Below are 16,105 nucleotides of genomic sequence, written 5' to 3'. Positions count from 1 at the left end.
GGCCTGCCCAAGGTTCTTACTGAAGGGTCAACTTACTCGCAAGTAAGAAAAGGTCAATGGGGTTCACCGGGACCGTTCGGCGTTCACTCCACGGGCTCGGTGGCACTCGCCTGGCGGATGGCGTCGGCGAGGCCGCGCACGTCGGCGTCCTCGCTGCTGTCCGCCAGCCCGGCGGCCCTGCGGGCGAGGCCGGTCAGGCCGGGGGCGCCGGGAAGGGCCGGGCGGTCCGCGGAGCCGGTGCGCAGGGCGTCGGCGAAGTACGCGGCGACCGCGGTGACCTGGAAGCGGGGGCTCGCCCGCCAGACCGAGCCGGCCAGGGCCCCGGTCTCCAGGGCACCCGACGCCTCGTGCGGGTCGCGGGTCTCCGGGTCGAGCCAGCGGACGGTGGCGGTGGCGAGGTGACCGCGTGCGCCGTGCCGGGTGTGGACGGCGTACAGGGCGGTGACGGTGTGACCGGGGCCGACCTCGCCGCCGTCGACCCGGTCGTCGCGGAAGTCCTGGTCGGCGACCTTGCGGTCGTCGTAGCCGATGAGGCGGAAGTCGGTGACGGTGTGCGGGTCGAAGGCGACCTGGGCCTTTGCGTCCCGGGCGGTCAGCTCGATGTTGCGCGGGAGCTGACCGGCGAAGACCTTGTCGGCCTCGCCGGGATCGGAGACGTAGACGGTGTGGCCGTCGCCCCGGTCGGCGAGGCGTTCCATGAGCGAGTCGCCGTAGGTGCTGCCGACACCGACTCCGAAGAGGGTGATGCCGTGTTCGCGGCGGGCGTCGTCGATCCGGCGGAGGATCGCGTCCGCGCTGGTCTCCCCCGTGTTGGCGAGGGCGTCGGAGACGAGGACGACCCGGTTGGTGGCCCCCTTGCGGACGCCCTCCACGGCGGTGGCGTAGCCCTCCTCGACGCCCGCGCCGAGGTTGGTGGAGTTCTGGGGCTCCAGGCTGTCGATGGCGTCGCGGACCGTGCCGCGGTGGCCGCCGAGCCGGGTCATCGGCAGCACGGTCTCGGCATCCTCGCTGAAGGTGACGAGGGCGACGGAGTCGTCGTCGCGCAGCCGGTCCGTCAGGGTGGTCAGGCCGTGCTGGGCGAGGTCCAGGCGGCCGGGTTCGGCCATGGAGCCGGAGGTGTCGATGACGAAGGTGAGCGCGGCGGGCGGGCGGTGCGCGTCCGGCGCGGCGGGCCGGGTGGCGAGGCCGACCCGGACCAGGGACCAGTCCGGCTCGCCGGTGCGGGCGCCGTCGACGGTGGCCGTGAAGCCGTTGCCGTCGGGCCGCCGGTAGTCCTGGCGGAAGCTGTTGACGAACTCCTCCGGGCGGACGGTCCGCGGATCGGGCCTGCGGCCGTCGGCGAGGGTGCGGCGGGCGTAGGTGTAGGAGGCGGTGTCGACGTCCAGCGCGAAGGTGGACAGCCGCCCGCCGGCGTCCTGCCGCACCACGCCGGACCCGCCCTCGCGGGCCTTGTCGTGGCTCGTCTGCGCGGCGCCGCCCGCGCTGCACGCCGTCAGCAGCAGCCCGCCCGCGGCCGTGAGCGCGAGCAGCGCCCGCCGTGCCCGTTGATCCCCGTACCGCTCCATCTCGTCCTCCCCGTCGGCCTGTTGGCATCGGACCTGTGCGTCCGCTGCCGACTGTGACGGGGCAGAGGCCCGGAACGTGCGTCCCGGGGAGTTGCGGATGGATCTCGAACCGGCCACGGCGGCGGCCCGCCGTGACCGGCGAGTGACGTGCCGGTGACCTAGGAGACGACGTCCTTGCGGGCGAAACCCCGGAAGGCCAGCGCGAACAGCACCAGGGCGTACGTTATGGAGAGCGCGGTGCCCTGGATCATGCCGGACCACTCGGGGCGGGGCTGGACGGCGTCGGCCCAGGCGAACTGCCAGTGCGCGGGCAGGAAGTCACGCCAGTGGCCGAGGGCGGTGACGGCGTCCAGGACATTGCCCACGATGGTCAGGCCGACCGCGCCGCCGACCGCGCCGAGCGGGGCGTCCGTCCTGGTCGACAGCCAGAACGCCAGCCCGGCGGTGACCAGCTGGGACACGAAGACGTACGCCACGGCCACCAGGAGCCGCTGGGCCGCCGTACCCGTGTCGAGCGCGCCGCCGGTCGGTATCTCCAGCGGGCCCCAGCCGTAGGCGGCCGTGCCGGCGGCGAGGGCCACGAGCGGCAGCAGCACCATCGCGGCGAGGCTCATCCCGAGCGCCACCACAAGCTTGGACCACAGCAGCCGGGCCCGGGGCACCGGCGCGGCGAGCAGATAGCGCAGCGAGGACCAGCTCGCCTCGGAGGCCACCGTGTCCCCGCAGAACAGGGCGACCGGGATGACCAGCAGGAAGCCCGCCGAGACGAACAGGTTCACGGCGGCGAAGTTGGCACCGGAGGCGGTGGCCGTGTCCATCAGCGTGACCTGGTTGTTCCGGCCGCCCGGGTCGCCGCCGACCGCGAAGGCGATCAGCAGCACGAACGGCAGTACGGCCAGGACGGCGCCCATGACCAGGGTGCGGCGCCGCTTGAGCTGGCGGGCCAGCTCGACCCGCAGCGGCAGGGTGCGCCCCGCCTGATAGCCGGAGGCGACCTCGGTGAGCGTGCTCATGCGGAACCTCCGATCAGGGTGAGGAAGGCGTCTTCCAGGCGGCGGTGTGGGCCGACGGAGGCGACCGGCACCTCCAGCCGCACCAGCTCCACGACCAGCCGCTCGGCGGTGCCGCCGGGCTCCAGCCGGATCAGCAGCCCGTCGTCGGTGCGCACGGCGGAGGCGACGCCGTCCAGCGCGCCCACCTTCTCCACCACGGGCTCCTGCACCGGTTCGGCGGTGCCGACCAGCAGGGTGTCGCCGGAGCCGACGATCTCCCGGACCGGGCCCGCCTGCACCAGCCGGCCCCGGTCCATCACCACCAGGTGGGTGCAGGACTGCTCCACCTCGGCGAGGAGATGGCTGGAGACGATCACCGTGCGCCCGCCGGCCGCGTAGCGGATCATCACCTCGCGCATCTCGCGGATCTGGGGCGGGTCCAGACCGTTGGTGGGCTCGTCCAGGATGAGCAGGTCGGGCAGGCCGAGCATGGCCTGGGCGATGGCGAGGCGCTGCCGCATGCCCTGGGAGTACGTGCGGACCGCGCGGGCGAGGGCGTCGCCGAGCCCGGCGATCTCCAGGGCCTCGTCCAGGTGGGCGTCCTCGGGCGGGCGGCCGGTGGCCCGCCAGTACAGCTCCAGGTTCTCCCGGCCGGACAGGTGGGGCAGGAAGCCGGCGCCCTCCACGAACGCGCCGACGCGGGAGAGCACCGACGCGCCGGGCCGGATGGCGTGGCCGAAGACGCGGATCTCGCCGGCGTCCGGCCGGATGAGGCCCATCAGCATGCGCAGGGTGGTGGTCTTGCCCGCGCCGTTCGGTCCGAGCAGGCCGAGGACCTGGCCCTTCTCCACCCGGAAGGAGAGGTCCCGGACGGCGTACCGGTCGGTGGACCCGGCGTACCGCTTGCTCAGGTCCGTGATCACCAGCGGGACCTCGGCCAGCTCCGGGTCGGGCGCGGGGGCGGACGTCCGGCGGCGGGTGGTGAGCAGCAGGGCGAGGGCGGCGGCCGCGCCGGCCGCGGGCAGCCACCAGACCCAGGCCGGCAGGGGCGCGGCGGCGGTGCTGACGGAGGGTGCCGTCGGCACGCTCAGGCCTCCCTTCAGGGAGACGGTGTAGGTGGCCGGGGCGGCCGGGGAGGCGTAGCCGAGGTCGGTGGAGGCGAGGACCAGGCGGAGCCGGTGGCCCTTCTGCACCTCGTGGTCGATCGCCGGGAGCGTGACGGTGACGTCCTTGCCCGTCTTGGCGCCGGTCACCCGGAAGGGGGCGACGAGCTGGGCGGGCAGCACCTGGCGGGTGCCGTCGGGGCCGACGTCGTAGACCTTGCCGAACAGGACGGCGTCGTCGCGGGTGGAGGTGATGTGCACGGTGACGGTCGGGGTGCCGGTGACGCGCAGGTCGCGGGTGAGGGGCGCGGAGTCGAACCGGGCGTACTGGCCGGGGAAGTCCAGGGAGACGCCGACGCCGAGCGCGGAGAGCTGGGCGAGGCCGCCGGAGCCGCCGAGGCCGGGCAGCGCGGAGACGGCGGGCGGGCTGGCCCCGGCCGGGTTGGCGACGCGCTGCGTGCCGCCGGTGAGGGGGACGGTGCGCGGATGGTCGCGCAGGCCCGGATAGGCGGCGGCGCTCGCGCCGCGCAGCTGGGCGGTGCCGTCGGTGGAGTCGACGCCGCCGGTGCGGGTGATCCGGAAGGCCGGGCCGGTGTCGGCGCCCTTGTCACCCTTGAGATACCGGTCGAACCAGGCGCGCACGCGCGTCTCGACCCGGCTGGTCTCCATGTCGCCGCCGTCGTGCCCGCCGGCGATCCAGTCGACGTCGACCGGGGCGCCGTTCGCGCGGATCGCCTTCTCGGCGGCGTCGGCCTGGCCGAGCGGGAACAGGGAGTCCGTCTGCCCCTGCACCAGCAGCGTGGGCACCTTGATGCGGTCGCCGACCGCGGACGGTGAGCGTTCCTCCAGCAGCTGCCGGGCGGCCGGGTCCGGGGTGCCGGACTCGGCGACCCGGTCGTACATCCGGCACAGCGCGGGCTCGAACTTCGCGCAGCCCCCGCCGGTGTTGACGAAGACGCCGGCCCACAGCTTCTTGAACACGTCGTTCGGGAACAGGGCGTCCGCGAGGTTCCAGTAGGTGATGGCCGGCGCGATGGCGTCGACCCGGTGGTCGTACCCGGCGGCGAGCAGGGAGATCGCGCCGCCGTAGGAGCCGCCGGCCACGCCCACGCGCGGGTCTCCGGGCTTGTCCAGCCGCACCTGGGGCTGCCCGGCCAGCCAGTCGATGAGCCGGGAGACGTCGGCGACCTCGCCCTTCGGGTCGTTCAGGCCGATCTTCCCGGTGGAGCCGCCGAAACCGCGCGCGGACCAGGTCAGGACCGCGTACCCCTCCCGGGCGAGGTCCTCGGCCTGCCGGCGCATGTCGTCCTTGCTGCCGCCGAAGCCGTGGGCGAGCAGGACGGCGGGGTGCCGGCCGGTGCCGGCCGGGGTGAAGTACGAGGTGTCCAGGCGCACCCCGTCGACCGCCATGACCTGGTCGCTGCGGCGCACGGCCCGCGGGTCGTCGGCGGCGACGGCCGCCGTCCACGTCCCGGCGCCGGCGAGCACCACGACGGCGGCCCCGGCGGCCAGGAGCCGACGGGGCCGCCGTAGCAGGCTGCGCAGGGCGGGCAGTCGAAGATCCATGCGTCAACGGTACGGGGCGGTGCTGACAAGCGCTGCCGACCTGGGGTTGAACGGCGGACCCTTCCCGGGGAGTACGGGCGGGCCGTGTCGTACCGCGACCGCGGTACGGGCGGCGGCTCGGTCGCTCCGGGTGATCCTCCGGGGCGCGGGATCAGGCCTGCGCGTCCTCCGGGATCGACACCAGCCAGTGGGTGTCGCGGCGCGGGCGCAGGTACAGGGCCCAGTAGAGGGTGGCCGCCGCGGTGATGCCGCCGGTCCACAGCAGGTAGCTCGTCTCCTGCTGGGTCAGGATGTAGGCCAGGACGGCGATGAGCAGGACCGGCATCGCGGGCCACAGCGGCATCCGCCAGGCGGGGGTGTGCTTGTGGGAGCCGCGGCGGGCGAGCAGGGCGGCGACCGCGACGAGCAGGTACATGCCGGTCACCGAGACGCCGGTGACGCCGTAGAGGGTGTCGAGGTTGACGAAGCAGAGCACCGCGCCGGGGACGCCGACCGCGAGGGTGGCGACCCAGGGGGAGCCGAAGCGGCCGAGCTTGGAGAAGACGGTGTTGACCGGGCCGGGCCAGGCCTTGTCGCGGGCCGAGGCGAACAGGACGCGGGAGTTCTGGATGACCATGACGATGCCCGCGTTGATGATCGCGAGGGCCACGCAGAGGCTGACGAAGGTGCCGACCGCAGAGTTGGACCAGGCGGTGACCATGGAGCTGATGTCGCCACCGGTCAGTTCCTTGAGGTCGGAGGCGCCCATGGTGATGGCGGCGACCGGCACCAGGATGACCACGGTGGAGATGGCGAGGGTGGCGAGGACCGTCCGGGCGACGTTGCGGCGCGGGTTCTCCAGTTCCTCGGAGAGGTAGACGGCGGTGGAGAAGCCCTGGGTGACGAAGAGGGCGATGGCGAGGCCGGAGACCACCAGCATGGCCGTCACCGTGTCGGTGTGGCCGTTCGCGCCGGCCACCTGCATCGAGACCAGGCTGCCCACCCCGCGGTGGCCGTGCGAGAAGCCCAGCAGGGCGACGACCCCGGCGGCGATGACCTCCAGGACCAGGAAGATGCCGGTGATCCAGGCGTTGGCGCGCAGGTCCAACAGGCCGGCGAGGGTGGCCAGCAGCATCACTCCGGCGCCCGTCATGGACGGGTCCAGGTGGACGATGGGGGCGAGGTAGTCCGCCGTGCCCATCGCGATCACCGGGGGCACGATCATCACGACCAGCAGGGAGAGCACGAAGACCAGCCAGCCCGCGAGCCGCCCGGCCATCGTGGAGACCATGGCGTACTCGCCGCCCGCGCTGGGGATCAGGGTGCCCAGTTCGGAGTAGCAGAACGCCACGGCGATACAGAGGAGCGAGCCGATGGCGATCGTCAGGGCGGTGGCGGTGCCGAGGGAACCGAACAGGTCGGGGACGACGACGAAGAGCGTGGAGGCGGGCGTGACGCAGGACAGCGTCAGCAGGGTCCCGCCGACGACACCGATGGAACGCTTCAGCCCCGGTGCCGGGGCCGTCGCGGTGTCTGCCACGGACTTCTGGAGCGTGTCGGTCATACGGCGGTTCCGTTCGACGTGAGCGGCTGGGATGGGGGTCGGGAGCGCTATCGCCTCCGGCGGATCGTCGTACGTTCGTCTCGTCCGCTCCCGGCGCTGCATAGAGAACCCCGACGAAAACCACCACGTCAATGGCCGTTTACCTTCGGAATCCGCACCTCATGACGGCTGTGCGCCGCATCACTTTCCCAGGCTGTGACGCCCTATAGGTGCATCCATCAAGCCTATGACCGATGTGACCTTGCTTTTGAAGGTCATCTGCTCGCAACCCCTTCGTCACCCGTTTCGTCCGGCCTGAACGGGAACCGCAGCCAAGGTTTCAAAAAAATGTCAGCCGTCCGGTATCCGGACGGGTAAACCGGTCGCGTCCATGTCAGTGGTGGCCGATAGAGTGCGCCCCGCACGACAGACACACGGCTTGGGGTGGGGACATGAGGAAGAGGCACACCGCCGCCTGGGTGGGATGCACGGCGGCAGCGCTGGTGGCGGCCTCGGGCTGCGGCACGGAGAGCGCCAGGACGGCCGTCAAGGCGGTCGACAAGGCCGACCAGGCGATGGCGGCACTGACCAGGGCGACGGACCGGACGGAGCGGCTGGGCTCGGCCGAGGTGCGGATGACGACCGACACCGGCACCAGCGGCCCGATCTCCATGAAGGGCACCTACTCCTGGGGCGGCTCGTACGCCTTCGACGTGGAGATGGACACCGAGGCCGCGAACATGCAGGCCATGAACCACTCCCCCACGACGCACGTCCTGTTCGTCGACGGCGTCTACTACTACGACGTCGACCGCTTCCGCTCCGGCCCGTACCAGGGCAAGGACTGGATCAAGATCGACAGCTCGGTCCTCTTCGGGAAGAAGGGCGCCCAGGCCCTCAGCGGGGACAACGGCAGCCCCTCCGCCTCCATGAAGGGCCTGAAGTACGCCAAGGACGCCCAGAACCTCGGCACGGAGACCGTGAACGGGAAGCGCACCACGCACTACCGCGGCGTGATCGACAGCGCGCACATGGGCAAGCTCAAGGACGTCTACGGCGAGGACAGCCCCATGAGCAAGGTGACCGGCGCGAAGTCGATCCGCATGGACGTGTGGGTCGGCCCCGACGACCTGCCGGTCCGGCTCAAGGAGAAGATCGGCGTCATGACCGTCAGCATGGACTTCGACAAGTTCGGCAGGACGGCCACCGTGAAGGCCCCGCCCGCCGGGCGCGTCGCCGACCTCACGGACATGATCAGGCAGCAGCAGAGCCGGCAGGGCTGAACGCACCGCTGCCCCGCCCTCCGCACGGAGGGCGGGGCAGCGTGCTGTCCGGCTCAGTGGTTGCGCGGGAAGCCCAGGTCCACGCCCGCCGGGGCGTCGGCCGGGTCGGGCCAGCGGGTGGTGACGACCTTGCCGCGGGTGTAGAAGTGCGTGCCGTCGTTGCCGTAGATGTGGTGGTCGCCGAAGAGCGAGTCCTTCCAGCCACCGAAGGAGTGGTAGCCCACCGGCACCGGGATCGGCACGTTGACGCCGACCATGCCGGCCTCGATCTCCAGCTGGAAGCGGCGGGCGGCGCCGCCGTCCCGGGTGAAGATCGCGGTGCCGTTGCCGAACGGCGAGGCGTTGATGAGCGCCACGCCCTCCTCGTAGGTCTCGGCGCGCAGCACGCACAGCACCGGGCCGAAGATCTCGTCCTGGTACGCCTTCGCGCTGGTCGGCACCTTGTCCAGCAGCGAGATGCCGATCCAGTGACCGTCCTCGAAGCCCTCGACGGTGTACCCGGTGCCGTCCAGGACGACCTCGGCGCCCTCCGCGGCGGCGCCCTCCACGTACGAGGCCACCTTGTCGCGGTGCGCCTTGGTGATCAGCGGGCCCATCTCGGACGTCGGGTCGTTGCCCGGACCGATCTTGATCTTCTCGGCGCGCTCGCGGATCTTCTCCACCAGCGTGTCACCGATGGCGCCCACCGCCACGACCGCCGAGATGGCCATGCAGCGCTCGCCCGCGGAGCCGTAGGCCGCGCTCACCGCCGCGTCGGCCGCCGCGTCCAGGTCGGCGTCGGGCAGGACCAGCATGTGGTTCTTGGCGCCGCCCAGGGCCTGTACGCGCTTGCCGTTGGCGGAGGCGGTGGTGTGGATGTAGCGGGCGATCGGGGTCGAGCCGACGAAGGAGACGGCCTTCACGTCCGGGTGCTCCAGCAGGCGGTCGACGGCCACCTTGTCGCCGTGCACGACGTTGAAGACACCGTCGGGCAGGCCGGCCTCGGCCAGCAGCTCGGCGAGACGGACCGACGCCGAGGGGTCCTTCTCGCTCGGCTTCAGCACGAAGGTGTTGCCGCACGCGATGGCGATCGGGAACATCCACATCGGGACCATCGCCGGGAAGTTGAACGGCGTGATGCCGGCGACGACGCCGAGCGGCTGGCGGATCGCGGCGACGTCCACCCGGCTCGCCACCTGCGTGGACAGCTCGCCCTTGAGCTGGACGTTGATGCCACAGGCCAGGTCGACGATCTCCAGGCCGCGCGCCACCTCGCCCAGCGCGTCCGAGTGCACCTTGCCGTGCTCGGCGGTGATCAGCTCGGCGATCTCGTCCCGGTGCGCGTCGAGCAGCGCGCGGAACTTGAACAGGATGGACGTGCGCTGCGCCAGCGAGGACTGGCCCCAGGTCAGGTAGGCGTCCTTGGCCGCCGCGACGGCCGCGTCCACCTCCTCCACCGACGCGAACGCGACCTTCGTGGTGACCGCGCCGGTCGCCGGATCGGTGACCGGCCCGTAGGCACCCGACGCGCCTTCGACGGTCTTCCCGCCGATCCAGTGGTTGACGATCTTCGTCATGTCCGGAGACTCCTTCTCACAGATGGCGGCGTCGGGTCGAGACGTGCCGTTCGTACAGCTCACGTGCCTTGACCGCGGACGGTCGGGTCGCGGTCTCGGCCACAGGAACATCCCACCAGGCCTGCGCCGGAGGCGCCCCCGACACAGTGTCGGACGTTTCCGTCTCCACGTAGACACATGTGGGTGTGTCGGCCGCGCGCGCCTCCGCGAGCGCCGCGCGCAGGTCCCGTACTGTCTTCGCGCGCAGCACCCGCATGCCGAGGCTGGCCGCGTTGGCGGCGAGGTCGACGGGGAGCGGGGCGCCGGTGAAGGTGCCGTCCTCGGCCGGGTAGCGGTAGGCCGTGCCGAACCGCTCGCCGCCCACCGAGTCCGAGAGCCCGCCGATCGAGGCGTACCCGTGGTTCTGCACCAGCAGGATCTTGATCGCGATGCCCTCCTGCACGGCGGTCACGATCTCCGTCGGCATCATCAGGTAGGTGCCGTCGCCGACCAGCGCCCACACGTTCCGCTCGGGCGCGGCGAGCTTCACCCCGAGGGCGGCCGGGATCTCGTAGCCCATGCAGGAGTAGCCGTACTCCAGGTGGTACTGGTCGTACGACCGCGCCCGCCACAGCTTGTGCAGGTCGCCCGGGAGCGAGCCGGCCGCGTTGATGATGACGTCCGACTCGTCCACCAGCGCGTCCAGGGCGCCGATGACCTGGGTCTGGGTCGGCCGTGCGTCGATCTCGTCGGCCTCGAAGCAGGCGTCGACGCGCTGCTCCCAGCGTTCCTTGTCCTCGGTGTACTCGCTGACGTAGGTGCCGGCGACCCGGTGGCCGTGCATCTGCAGCCGCTCGGTCAGCTCCTCCAGACCGCTGCGGGCGTCGGCGACCAGCGGGAGCCCGGCCAGCTTGTGGCCGTCGAAGGGCGCGATGTTGAGGTTCAGGAAGCGGACGGCCGGGTTCTCGAAGAGGGTGCCGGAGGCGGTGGTGAAGTCGGTGTACCGGGTGCCGACGCCGATCACCAGGTCCGCCGTACGGGCCAGCTCGTCGGCGGTCGCGGTGCCCGTGTGACCGATCCCGCCGACGTCCTGCGGGTGGTCGTAGCGCAGTGAGCCCTTGCCGGCCTGGGTGGAGGCGACCGGGATGCGGGTCGCCGCCGCGAACTCGGCGAGGGCCTCCTCCGCTCGGCTGTGGTGGACCCCGCCGCCGGCGATGACGAGGGGCCGCGCGGCGGAGCGGATCGCCCGGACCGCCTCCGCCAGCTCGGTCGGGTCCGCGCCCGGCCGCCGTACGGTCCACACGCGCGCCGAGAAGAACTCCTCCGGCCAGTCGAAGGCCTCCGCCTGCACGTCCTGCGGCAGGGCCAGCGTGACCGCGCCGGTCTCCACGGGGTCGGTGAGGACCCGCATGGCCTGGAGGGCGCTCGGGATCAGCGCCTCCGGGCGGGTGACGCGGTCGAAGTACTTCGACACCGGGCGCAGGGTGTCGTTGACCGACACATCGCCCGCGTACGGCAGCTCCAGCTGCTGCAGGACCGGGTCGGCGGGGCGGGTGGCGAAGACGTCGCCGGGCAGGAGCAGCACCGGCAGGTGGTTGATGGTCGCGAGGGCGGCGCCGGTGACGAGGTTCGTGGCGCCGGGTCCGATCGACGTCGTGACCGCGTGCGTGGACAGGCGGTTCGACTGCCGGGCGTAGCCGACCGCCGCGTGCACCATGGACTGTTCGTTGCGGCCCTGGTGATACGGCATCACGTCCGCGTACTCGACCAGCGCCTGGCCGATGCCGGCGACGTTGCCGTGCCCGAAGATGCCCCAGGTGGCGCCGATCAGCCGCTGCCGCTCGCCGTCCCGCTCGGTGTACTGGGCGGCGAGGAAGCGGACGAGCGCCTGGGCGACGGTCAGCCGGATCGTCATCGGTAGCCCCCTGTGCTTTCTACGTGGTCGGGGTGGAAACAGATCCGCCATTCCCGGGTCTCCCCCGGGCCCGCCATGACGTTCAGGTAGTACATGTCATGCCCGGGCTGGGCGATGGACGGACCGTGCCAGCCGTCGGGGACGAGGACGGCGTCGCCGGAGCGGACCTCGGCGAGGACGTCGGCGCCGCCCTCCCGCGAGGGGAACACCCGCTGGTAACCGAGCCCGTCGGGGCCGTCGATCTCGAAGTAGTAGATCTCCTCCAGCTCGGACTCCTCGCCCGGCCGGTGCTCGTCGTGCTTGTGCGGCGGGTACGAGGACCAGTGGCCGCCCGGTGTGATCACCTCTACGGCGATCAGCTTGTCGCACGCGAAGGAGTCGGCGGAGGCGAAGTTGCGCACCTTGCGGGCGCAGGTGCCGCTGCCGCGCTCCTCGACGGGGACCTCCGGCGCGGGGCCGTAGCGGGCGGGGAGTCGTCGCTCGCACTTCGCTCCTGCCAGGGCGAAGCGGCCTCCCGCGCCGGAGGCGATCAGGACCTGGGCGTCCCGGGGCACGTACGCGAAGTCGGAGACGTCCGCGAACACGCTTTCCCGGCCCAGGAGTTGGAACTCGTTCTGCTCCATATGTACGGTACATCCGCCTTCCAGCGGAAGCACGATCCACTCGCTGTCCCCGGTGGTGAAGGTATGGCTGCCACCGGGCGCCAGTTCGACGACACGCAGGCTGCTGTGCGTCCAGCCGGCCGTCTTGGGATCGATGTCGACGGCGTACCGGGGATTCGCGGTGGCGCCCCGGGGCAGATGCAGGTCGGTGCTGGTCATGCGGCCCTCACAGCAGTCCTACGGCGGTGTCCACGGCGGCGGCCACATCGCCGTCCGCCGGGTACAGCAGCGAGCGGCCGACCACCAGGCCGCGCACGGTGGGGAGTTGGAGCGCGCCGCGCCACTTCTCGTACGCGGCGACCTGGTCCTCGGGCGAGTCGCCGATGTCCCCGCCGAGCAGCACGGCGGGCAGGGTGGAGGTCTCCATCACCCGGGCCATGTCGTCGGGGTTCTCGGTGACCGGCACCTTGAGCCAGGTGTAGGCGGAGGAGCCGCCGAGGCCGGAGGCGATGGCGATGGACCGGGTGACCGCTTCGGCGGACAGGTCGTTCGTCACCTTCCCCCCAGGGGTGCGGCGGCTGATGAACGGCTCCACGAACACCGGGAGCCGGCGCTCGGCCATGGCGTCGATGGCGCGGGCGGTGGACTCCAGGGTGGTCAGGGAGCCCGGGTCGCCGTAGTCGACGCGCAGCAGCAGCTTGCCCGCGTCGAAGCCGAGGCGCTCGATGTCCTGCGGGCGGTGGCCGGTGAACCGGTCGTCCAGCTCGAAGCTGGCCCCTTGCAGACCGCCGCGGTTCATGGAGCCCATGACGACCTTGTGGTCCAGGGCGCCGAGGAGGAGCAGGTCGTCCAGGATGTCGGCGGTGGCGAGGACGCCGTCGACGCCGGGCCGGGACAGCGCGAGGCAGAGGCGTTCGAGCAGGTCGGCGCGGTTGGCCATGGCGAGCTTGCGGTCGCCGACGCCGAGCGCGCCACGGGCCGGGTGGTCGGCGGCGACGATCATCAGCCGCCCGCTCTCGTTCAGCAGCGGCCTGCGGGCCCGACGGGCAGCGGCCTCGGCGATCGCCTCGGGGTGCCGGGTACGGATCCCGACGAGCTCGGCCACGTCGACACGACGCCGAGGGGTGCCTGCGGCGCTTTGGCGGGGAGCGTCTGCGGTGCCTGCCCGGGGAGGGGTCGTGGGACCGGTGCCGGAGCCGTCCTCGGGGTGCGTGCCCGTGACGCGGCCGGCCCTCACAGCACCGCTCCGGCGTCGAGCGCGGCGGCCACCTCGTCCGGGGTCGGCATCGCGGAGGAGCACTCCAGGCGGGAGGCGACGATGGCACCGGCCGCGTTGGCGTGCCGCATGATCGTCTCCAGCTCCCAGCCGGCCAGCAGGCCGTGGCAGAGGGAGCCGCCGAAGGCGTCCCCGGCGCCGAGTCCGTTCAGGACGGTGACGGGCAGGGGCGGGACCTCGGCCGACTCACCCTTCTGGTTGACGGCGAGGACCCCCTTGGGGCCTTGTTTGACGACGGCCAGCTCGACCCCGGCGTCCAGCAGGGCGCGGGCGGCGGCATGCGGCTCGCGCACCCCGGTCGCGACCTCCACCTCGTCCAGGTTGCCGACGGCGACGGTGGTGTGCCGCAGGGCCTCCGCGTAGAAGGGGCGTGCGGTTCCGGGGTCCGACCAGAACATGGGGCGCCAGTCGAGGTCGAAGACGGTGATGCCCGCCTTGGCCCGGTGGGCGAGGGCCGCGAGGGTCGCCGTACGGCTCGGTTCCTCGCTCAGGCCGGTGCCGGTGACCCAGAAGATCCGGGCCTCGCGGAGGGCGTCCAGGTCCAGCTCGTGGGCGTCGATCTCCAGGTCGGGGGCCTTGGGCTGCCGGTAGAAGTAGAGCGGGAAGTCATCCGGCGGGAAGACCTCACAGAAGGTGACGGGGGTCGGCAGGCCGGGGACGGGGGTGACCCAGCGGTCGTCGACGCCGAAGCCGCGCAGCGCCTCGTGGAGGTAGGTGCCGAACGGGTCGTCGCCGGTGCGGGTGATCACGGCGGTGCGCCGGCCGAGGCGGGCCGCGGCGACCGCCACGTTCGTGGCCGACCCGCCGAGGAACTTGCCGAAGGACGACACCTGGGCGAGCGGGACACCGGTCTGCAGCGGGTAGAGGTCCACCCCGATCCGCCCCATGGTGATCAGGTCGTAGGCCATCGGCTTCCCTTCGTCATGGCTCTCCCCGGCTTTCTAGTCCCGCATGCCGAGCCATGTCAATGTTTTGTCCAGACATTCGGACCAGTCGGCGTCCGGGACTCCGGCCAGCCCTCTCCCGGGGTTCAGGGTTCCGTGGGCGGGAGGCGGGGCGGGGACGCCCTGTGTGGCCGCTCTGTCACAAAGACCGTTCTCCTGTCACAGATGTCACGTGTACGCGGGTTCCGGGTCACACCCGGTCGACAGGGAGGCTCCGCCGGTCACTCTGCGTCGTTCGCCAGGCACAGGCTTGTGATCGCGCAGCGCCCGGTCCCCCCGGCGGCCCTTCCCGGTCGCCGCCGCGGTGCGCGCGGGGAGGTGCACGCATGGCCGACCGAAGGCTCTGGTCCTACAAGGAGATCGCGGCGCACATCCGGGTGCAGCCGGACACCGTACGGTCCTACCGCAAGCACGGGCTGCTGCCCCCGCCCGACCACGTCGAGGGCGGCAAGCCCTACTGGTACGCCGACACCGTCCGCGCCTGGGTCGCCTCCCGCCCCGGCAACCGCGGCCGCCGAGAGGACTGACGCGCTCTCGCGGACACGGTGCCGGCAGCGGGGAAGCCGGGGCGAAGCGGCGGTGGGCGCCGGGCTCTCAGCTCCAGGGCTCGATGACCGTGACGCCCGCCCCAGGCACCGTGTCCATCGCCGCGAGGGCCGCCGGGGCCGCGTCGAGCGTGATCGTCCGGGTCACCAGGAGATCCGGACGCAGAACGCCGGCGCGGACCAGGCGCAGCATGCCGGGATAGGTGTGGGCGGCCATGCCGTGACTGCCGAGGAGTTCCAGCTCCAGGGCCGTCGCGCGGGCCAGCGGGACCGGGGTGGTGCCGTCCGGCGAGGGCAGCAGGCCGACCTGGACGTGCCGGCCGCGGCGGCGCAGACCGTTCACGGAGGCCGCACAGGTGGCCGGCGAGCCGAGGGCGTCGAGGGAGAGGTGGGCGCCGCCGCCGGTCAGCTCCCGGACGACGGCGGCCGGGTCGGACACGCCGCTCGCGTCCAGGCACTCGGCGGCTCCGAACGTCCGCGCCAGCTCCAGCGCTCGGGCCGACACGTCGACCGCGACCACTCGGGCCCCTGCGGCCGCCGCGATCATCACCGCCGACAGGCCGACCCCGCCGCAGCCGTGCACCGCGACCCACTCTCCGGCCGCCACCCGCCCCTGCTGCACCACGGCCCGGAACGCGGTGGCGAAGCGGCAGCCGAGGGCGGCGGCGGTGGCGTACGTCATGTCGTCCGGCAGCGCGACGAGATTGACGTCGGCGTGGTCGAGCGCGACGTACTCGGCGAAGGAGCCCCAGTGGTGGAACCCGGGCTGGGTCTGCCGCTCGCAGACCTGCTGGTCGCCCGCCGCGCAGGACGGGCAGCTGCCGCAGGCGCAGACGAACGGCACGGTGACCCGGTCGCCGGGCCGCCAGCCGGTCACCCCGGCGCCCACCGCCTCGACCACACCGGCGAGTTCATGCCCCGGCACGTGCGGCAGCGTGATGTCCGGGTCGTGCCCCATCCAGCCGTGCCAGTCACTGCGGCAGAGGCCGGTGGCCTCGACACGGACGACCACGCCATGGGGGGCGGGGCGGGGGTCGGGCACGTCCGTCACCTCGGCGGGGACGCCGTATCGCTCGTAGACCACGGCTCGCATACACGCTCCTTCCGGGAACCTGTGCGAAGGCTAGGCCAGGGCCGAGGGCCACCAGGTCGCCGCCGCTGAAAGTCGGCGTGCGGCCGACGAGTTGGTACGACCGCGTGCGTAACGCGTTTCCGGTGGCGAACAATGTGGACGCGCGGCCCGGTTGCCGTCGGGAG

12 protein-coding genes are annotated in these 16,105 nt (G+C 72.4%); 2 read left to right on the top strand and 10 right to left on the bottom strand.

Annotated elements, in window-relative coordinates; translation table 11 throughout:
• Positions 1-83: 83 nt before the first annotated feature.
• The 4 genes from C3492_RS03890 to C3492_RS03875 form a co-directional block, all read right to left on the bottom strand.
• The gene (locus C3492_RS03890; RefSeq protein ID WP_103810290.1) at positions 84-1,565 is read right to left on the bottom strand and encodes a von Willebrand factor type A domain-containing protein; all 1,482 of its coding nucleotides are present in this window, start codon (positions 1,563-1,565) and stop codon (positions 84-86) included.
• Positions 1,566-1,723: 158 nt separating this feature from the next.
• Positions 1,724-2,578 (bottom strand): ABC transporter permease, encoded by an 855-nt coding sequence (locus C3492_RS03885; RefSeq protein ID WP_103810289.1) that lies wholly within the window; start codon positions 2,576-2,578, stop codon positions 1,724-1,726.
• Positions 2,575-5,226, bottom strand: coding sequence for a CocE/NonD family hydrolase (locus tag C3492_RS03880; protein WP_103810288.1), 2,652 nt, complete (start codon positions 5,224-5,226; stop codon positions 2,575-2,577). The genes C3492_RS03885 and C3492_RS03880 overlap by 4 nt, the downstream gene beginning before the upstream one ends.
• 151 nt (positions 5,227-5,377) lie before the next feature.
• Positions 5,378-6,769 (bottom strand): APC family permease, encoded by a 1,392-nt coding sequence (locus tag C3492_RS03875; protein ID WP_103810287.1) that lies wholly within the window; start codon positions 6,767-6,769, stop codon positions 5,378-5,380.
• A gap of 431 nt (positions 6,770-7,200) precedes the next feature.
• Between C3492_RS03875 and C3492_RS03865 the strand changes: the two genes are divergently transcribed.
• Positions 7,201-8,031: a hypothetical protein gene (locus C3492_RS03865; protein ID WP_103810285.1), complete on the top strand. Its 831-nt coding sequence runs from the start codon at positions 7,201-7,203 to the stop codon at positions 8,029-8,031.
• Positions 8,032-8,084: 53 nt separating this feature from the next.
• Here the strand turns inward: C3492_RS03865 and mmsA are convergent, their stop codons facing one another.
• From mmsA to iolC, 5 genes are all read right to left on the bottom strand, one after another.
• On the bottom strand, positions 8,085-9,587 hold the full coding sequence (mmsA, locus tag C3492_RS03860) for a CoA-acylating methylmalonate-semialdehyde dehydrogenase (RefSeq protein ID WP_103810284.1): 1,503 nt from the start codon (positions 9,585-9,587) through the stop codon (positions 8,085-8,087).
• Between the two features lie 16 nt (positions 9,588-9,603).
• Positions 9,604-11,481 carry a 3D-(3,5/4)-trihydroxycyclohexane-1,2-dione acylhydrolase (decyclizing) gene (gene iolD, locus C3492_RS03855; RefSeq protein WP_103810283.1) on the bottom strand — a complete coding sequence of 626 codons (1,878 nt, stop codon included), beginning with the start codon at positions 11,479-11,481 and terminating at the stop codon, positions 9,604-9,606.
• Positions 11,478-12,302, bottom strand: a complete 825-nt coding sequence (gene iolB, locus C3492_RS03850) for a 5-deoxy-glucuronate isomerase (RefSeq protein ID WP_103810282.1) — start codon at positions 12,300-12,302, stop codon at positions 11,478-11,480. The genes iolD and iolB overlap by 4 nt, the downstream gene beginning before the upstream one ends.
• Positions 12,303-12,309: 7 nt before the next feature.
• Positions 12,310-13,188 carry a deoxyribose-phosphate aldolase gene (locus tag C3492_RS03845; RefSeq protein WP_103810281.1) on the bottom strand — a complete coding sequence of 293 codons (879 nt, stop codon included), beginning with the start codon at positions 13,186-13,188 and terminating at the stop codon, positions 12,310-12,312.
• Positions 13,189-13,316: 128 nt separating this feature from the next.
• Positions 13,317-14,267, bottom strand: a complete 951-nt coding sequence (gene iolC / locus C3492_RS03840) for a 5-dehydro-2-deoxygluconokinase (RefSeq protein ID WP_103810280.1) — start codon at positions 14,265-14,267, stop codon at positions 13,317-13,319.
• Positions 14,268-14,629: 362 nt separating this feature from the next.
• Here iolC and C3492_RS03835 point away from each other — a divergent pair, with 362 nt between their 5' ends.
• On the top strand, positions 14,630-14,830 hold the full coding sequence (locus C3492_RS03835) for an AlpA family transcriptional regulator (RefSeq protein WP_103810279.1): 201 nt from the start codon (positions 14,630-14,632) through the stop codon (positions 14,828-14,830).
• Between the two features lie 67 nt (positions 14,831-14,897).
• On the opposite strand, the gene C3492_RS03830 is transcribed toward C3492_RS03835, so the two are convergent.
• Entirely contained in the window at positions 14,898-15,941 is a 1,044-nt protein-coding gene (locus C3492_RS03830) for a zinc-dependent alcohol dehydrogenase family protein (RefSeq protein ID WP_103810278.1), read from the bottom strand.
• Positions 15,942-16,105: the final 164 nt, after the last annotated feature.

The organism is Streptomyces sp. Ru62 (genome assembly GCF_002920615.1).
Classification (GTDB): Bacteria; Actinomycetota; Actinomycetes; order Streptomycetales; family Streptomycetaceae; genus Streptomyces.
Note: the sequence above shows the minus strand (reverse complement) of the source record. Positions and strands in the feature narration are given on the sequence as shown.

What these genes read in the sequence shown, in the direction of transcription:
- C3492_RS03890 (WP_103810290.1), bottom strand. Translation starts at nt 1,565, where the DNA reads ATGGAGCGGTACGGGGATCAACGGGCACGGCGGGCGCTGCTCGCGCTC.
- C3492_RS03885 (WP_103810289.1), bottom strand. Translation starts at nt 2,578, where the DNA reads ATGAGCACGCTCACCGAGGTCGCCTCCGGCTATCAGGCGGGGCGCACC.
- C3492_RS03880 (WP_103810288.1), bottom strand. Translation starts at nt 5,226, where the DNA reads ATGGATCTTCGACTGCCCGCCCTGCGCAGCCTGCTACGGCGGCCCCGT.
- C3492_RS03875 (WP_103810287.1), bottom strand. Translation starts at nt 6,769, where the DNA reads ATGACCGACACGCTCCAGAAGTCCGTGGCAGACACCGCGACGGCCCCG.
- C3492_RS03865 (WP_103810285.1), top strand. Translation starts at nt 7,201, where the DNA reads ATGAGGAAGAGGCACACCGCCGCCTGGGTGGGATGCACGGCGGCAGCG.
- mmsA (WP_103810284.1), bottom strand. Translation starts at nt 9,587, where the DNA reads ATGACGAAGATCGTCAACCACTGGATCGGCGGGAAGACCGTCGAAGGC.
- iolD (WP_103810283.1), bottom strand. Translation starts at nt 11,481, where the DNA reads ATGACGATCCGGCTGACCGTCGCCCAGGCGCTCGTCCGCTTCCTCGCC.
- iolB (WP_103810282.1), bottom strand. Translation starts at nt 12,302, where the DNA reads ATGACCAGCACCGACCTGCATCTGCCCCGGGGCGCCACCGCGAATCCC.
- iolC (WP_103810280.1), bottom strand. Translation starts at nt 14,267, where the DNA reads ATGGCCTACGACCTGATCACCATGGGGCGGATCGGGGTGGACCTCTAC.
- C3492_RS03835 (WP_103810279.1), top strand. Translation starts at nt 14,630, where the DNA reads ATGGCCGACCGAAGGCTCTGGTCCTACAAGGAGATCGCGGCGCACATC.
- C3492_RS03830 (WP_103810278.1), bottom strand. Translation starts at nt 15,941, where the DNA reads ATGCGAGCCGTGGTCTACGAGCGATACGGCGTCCCCGCCGAGGTGACG.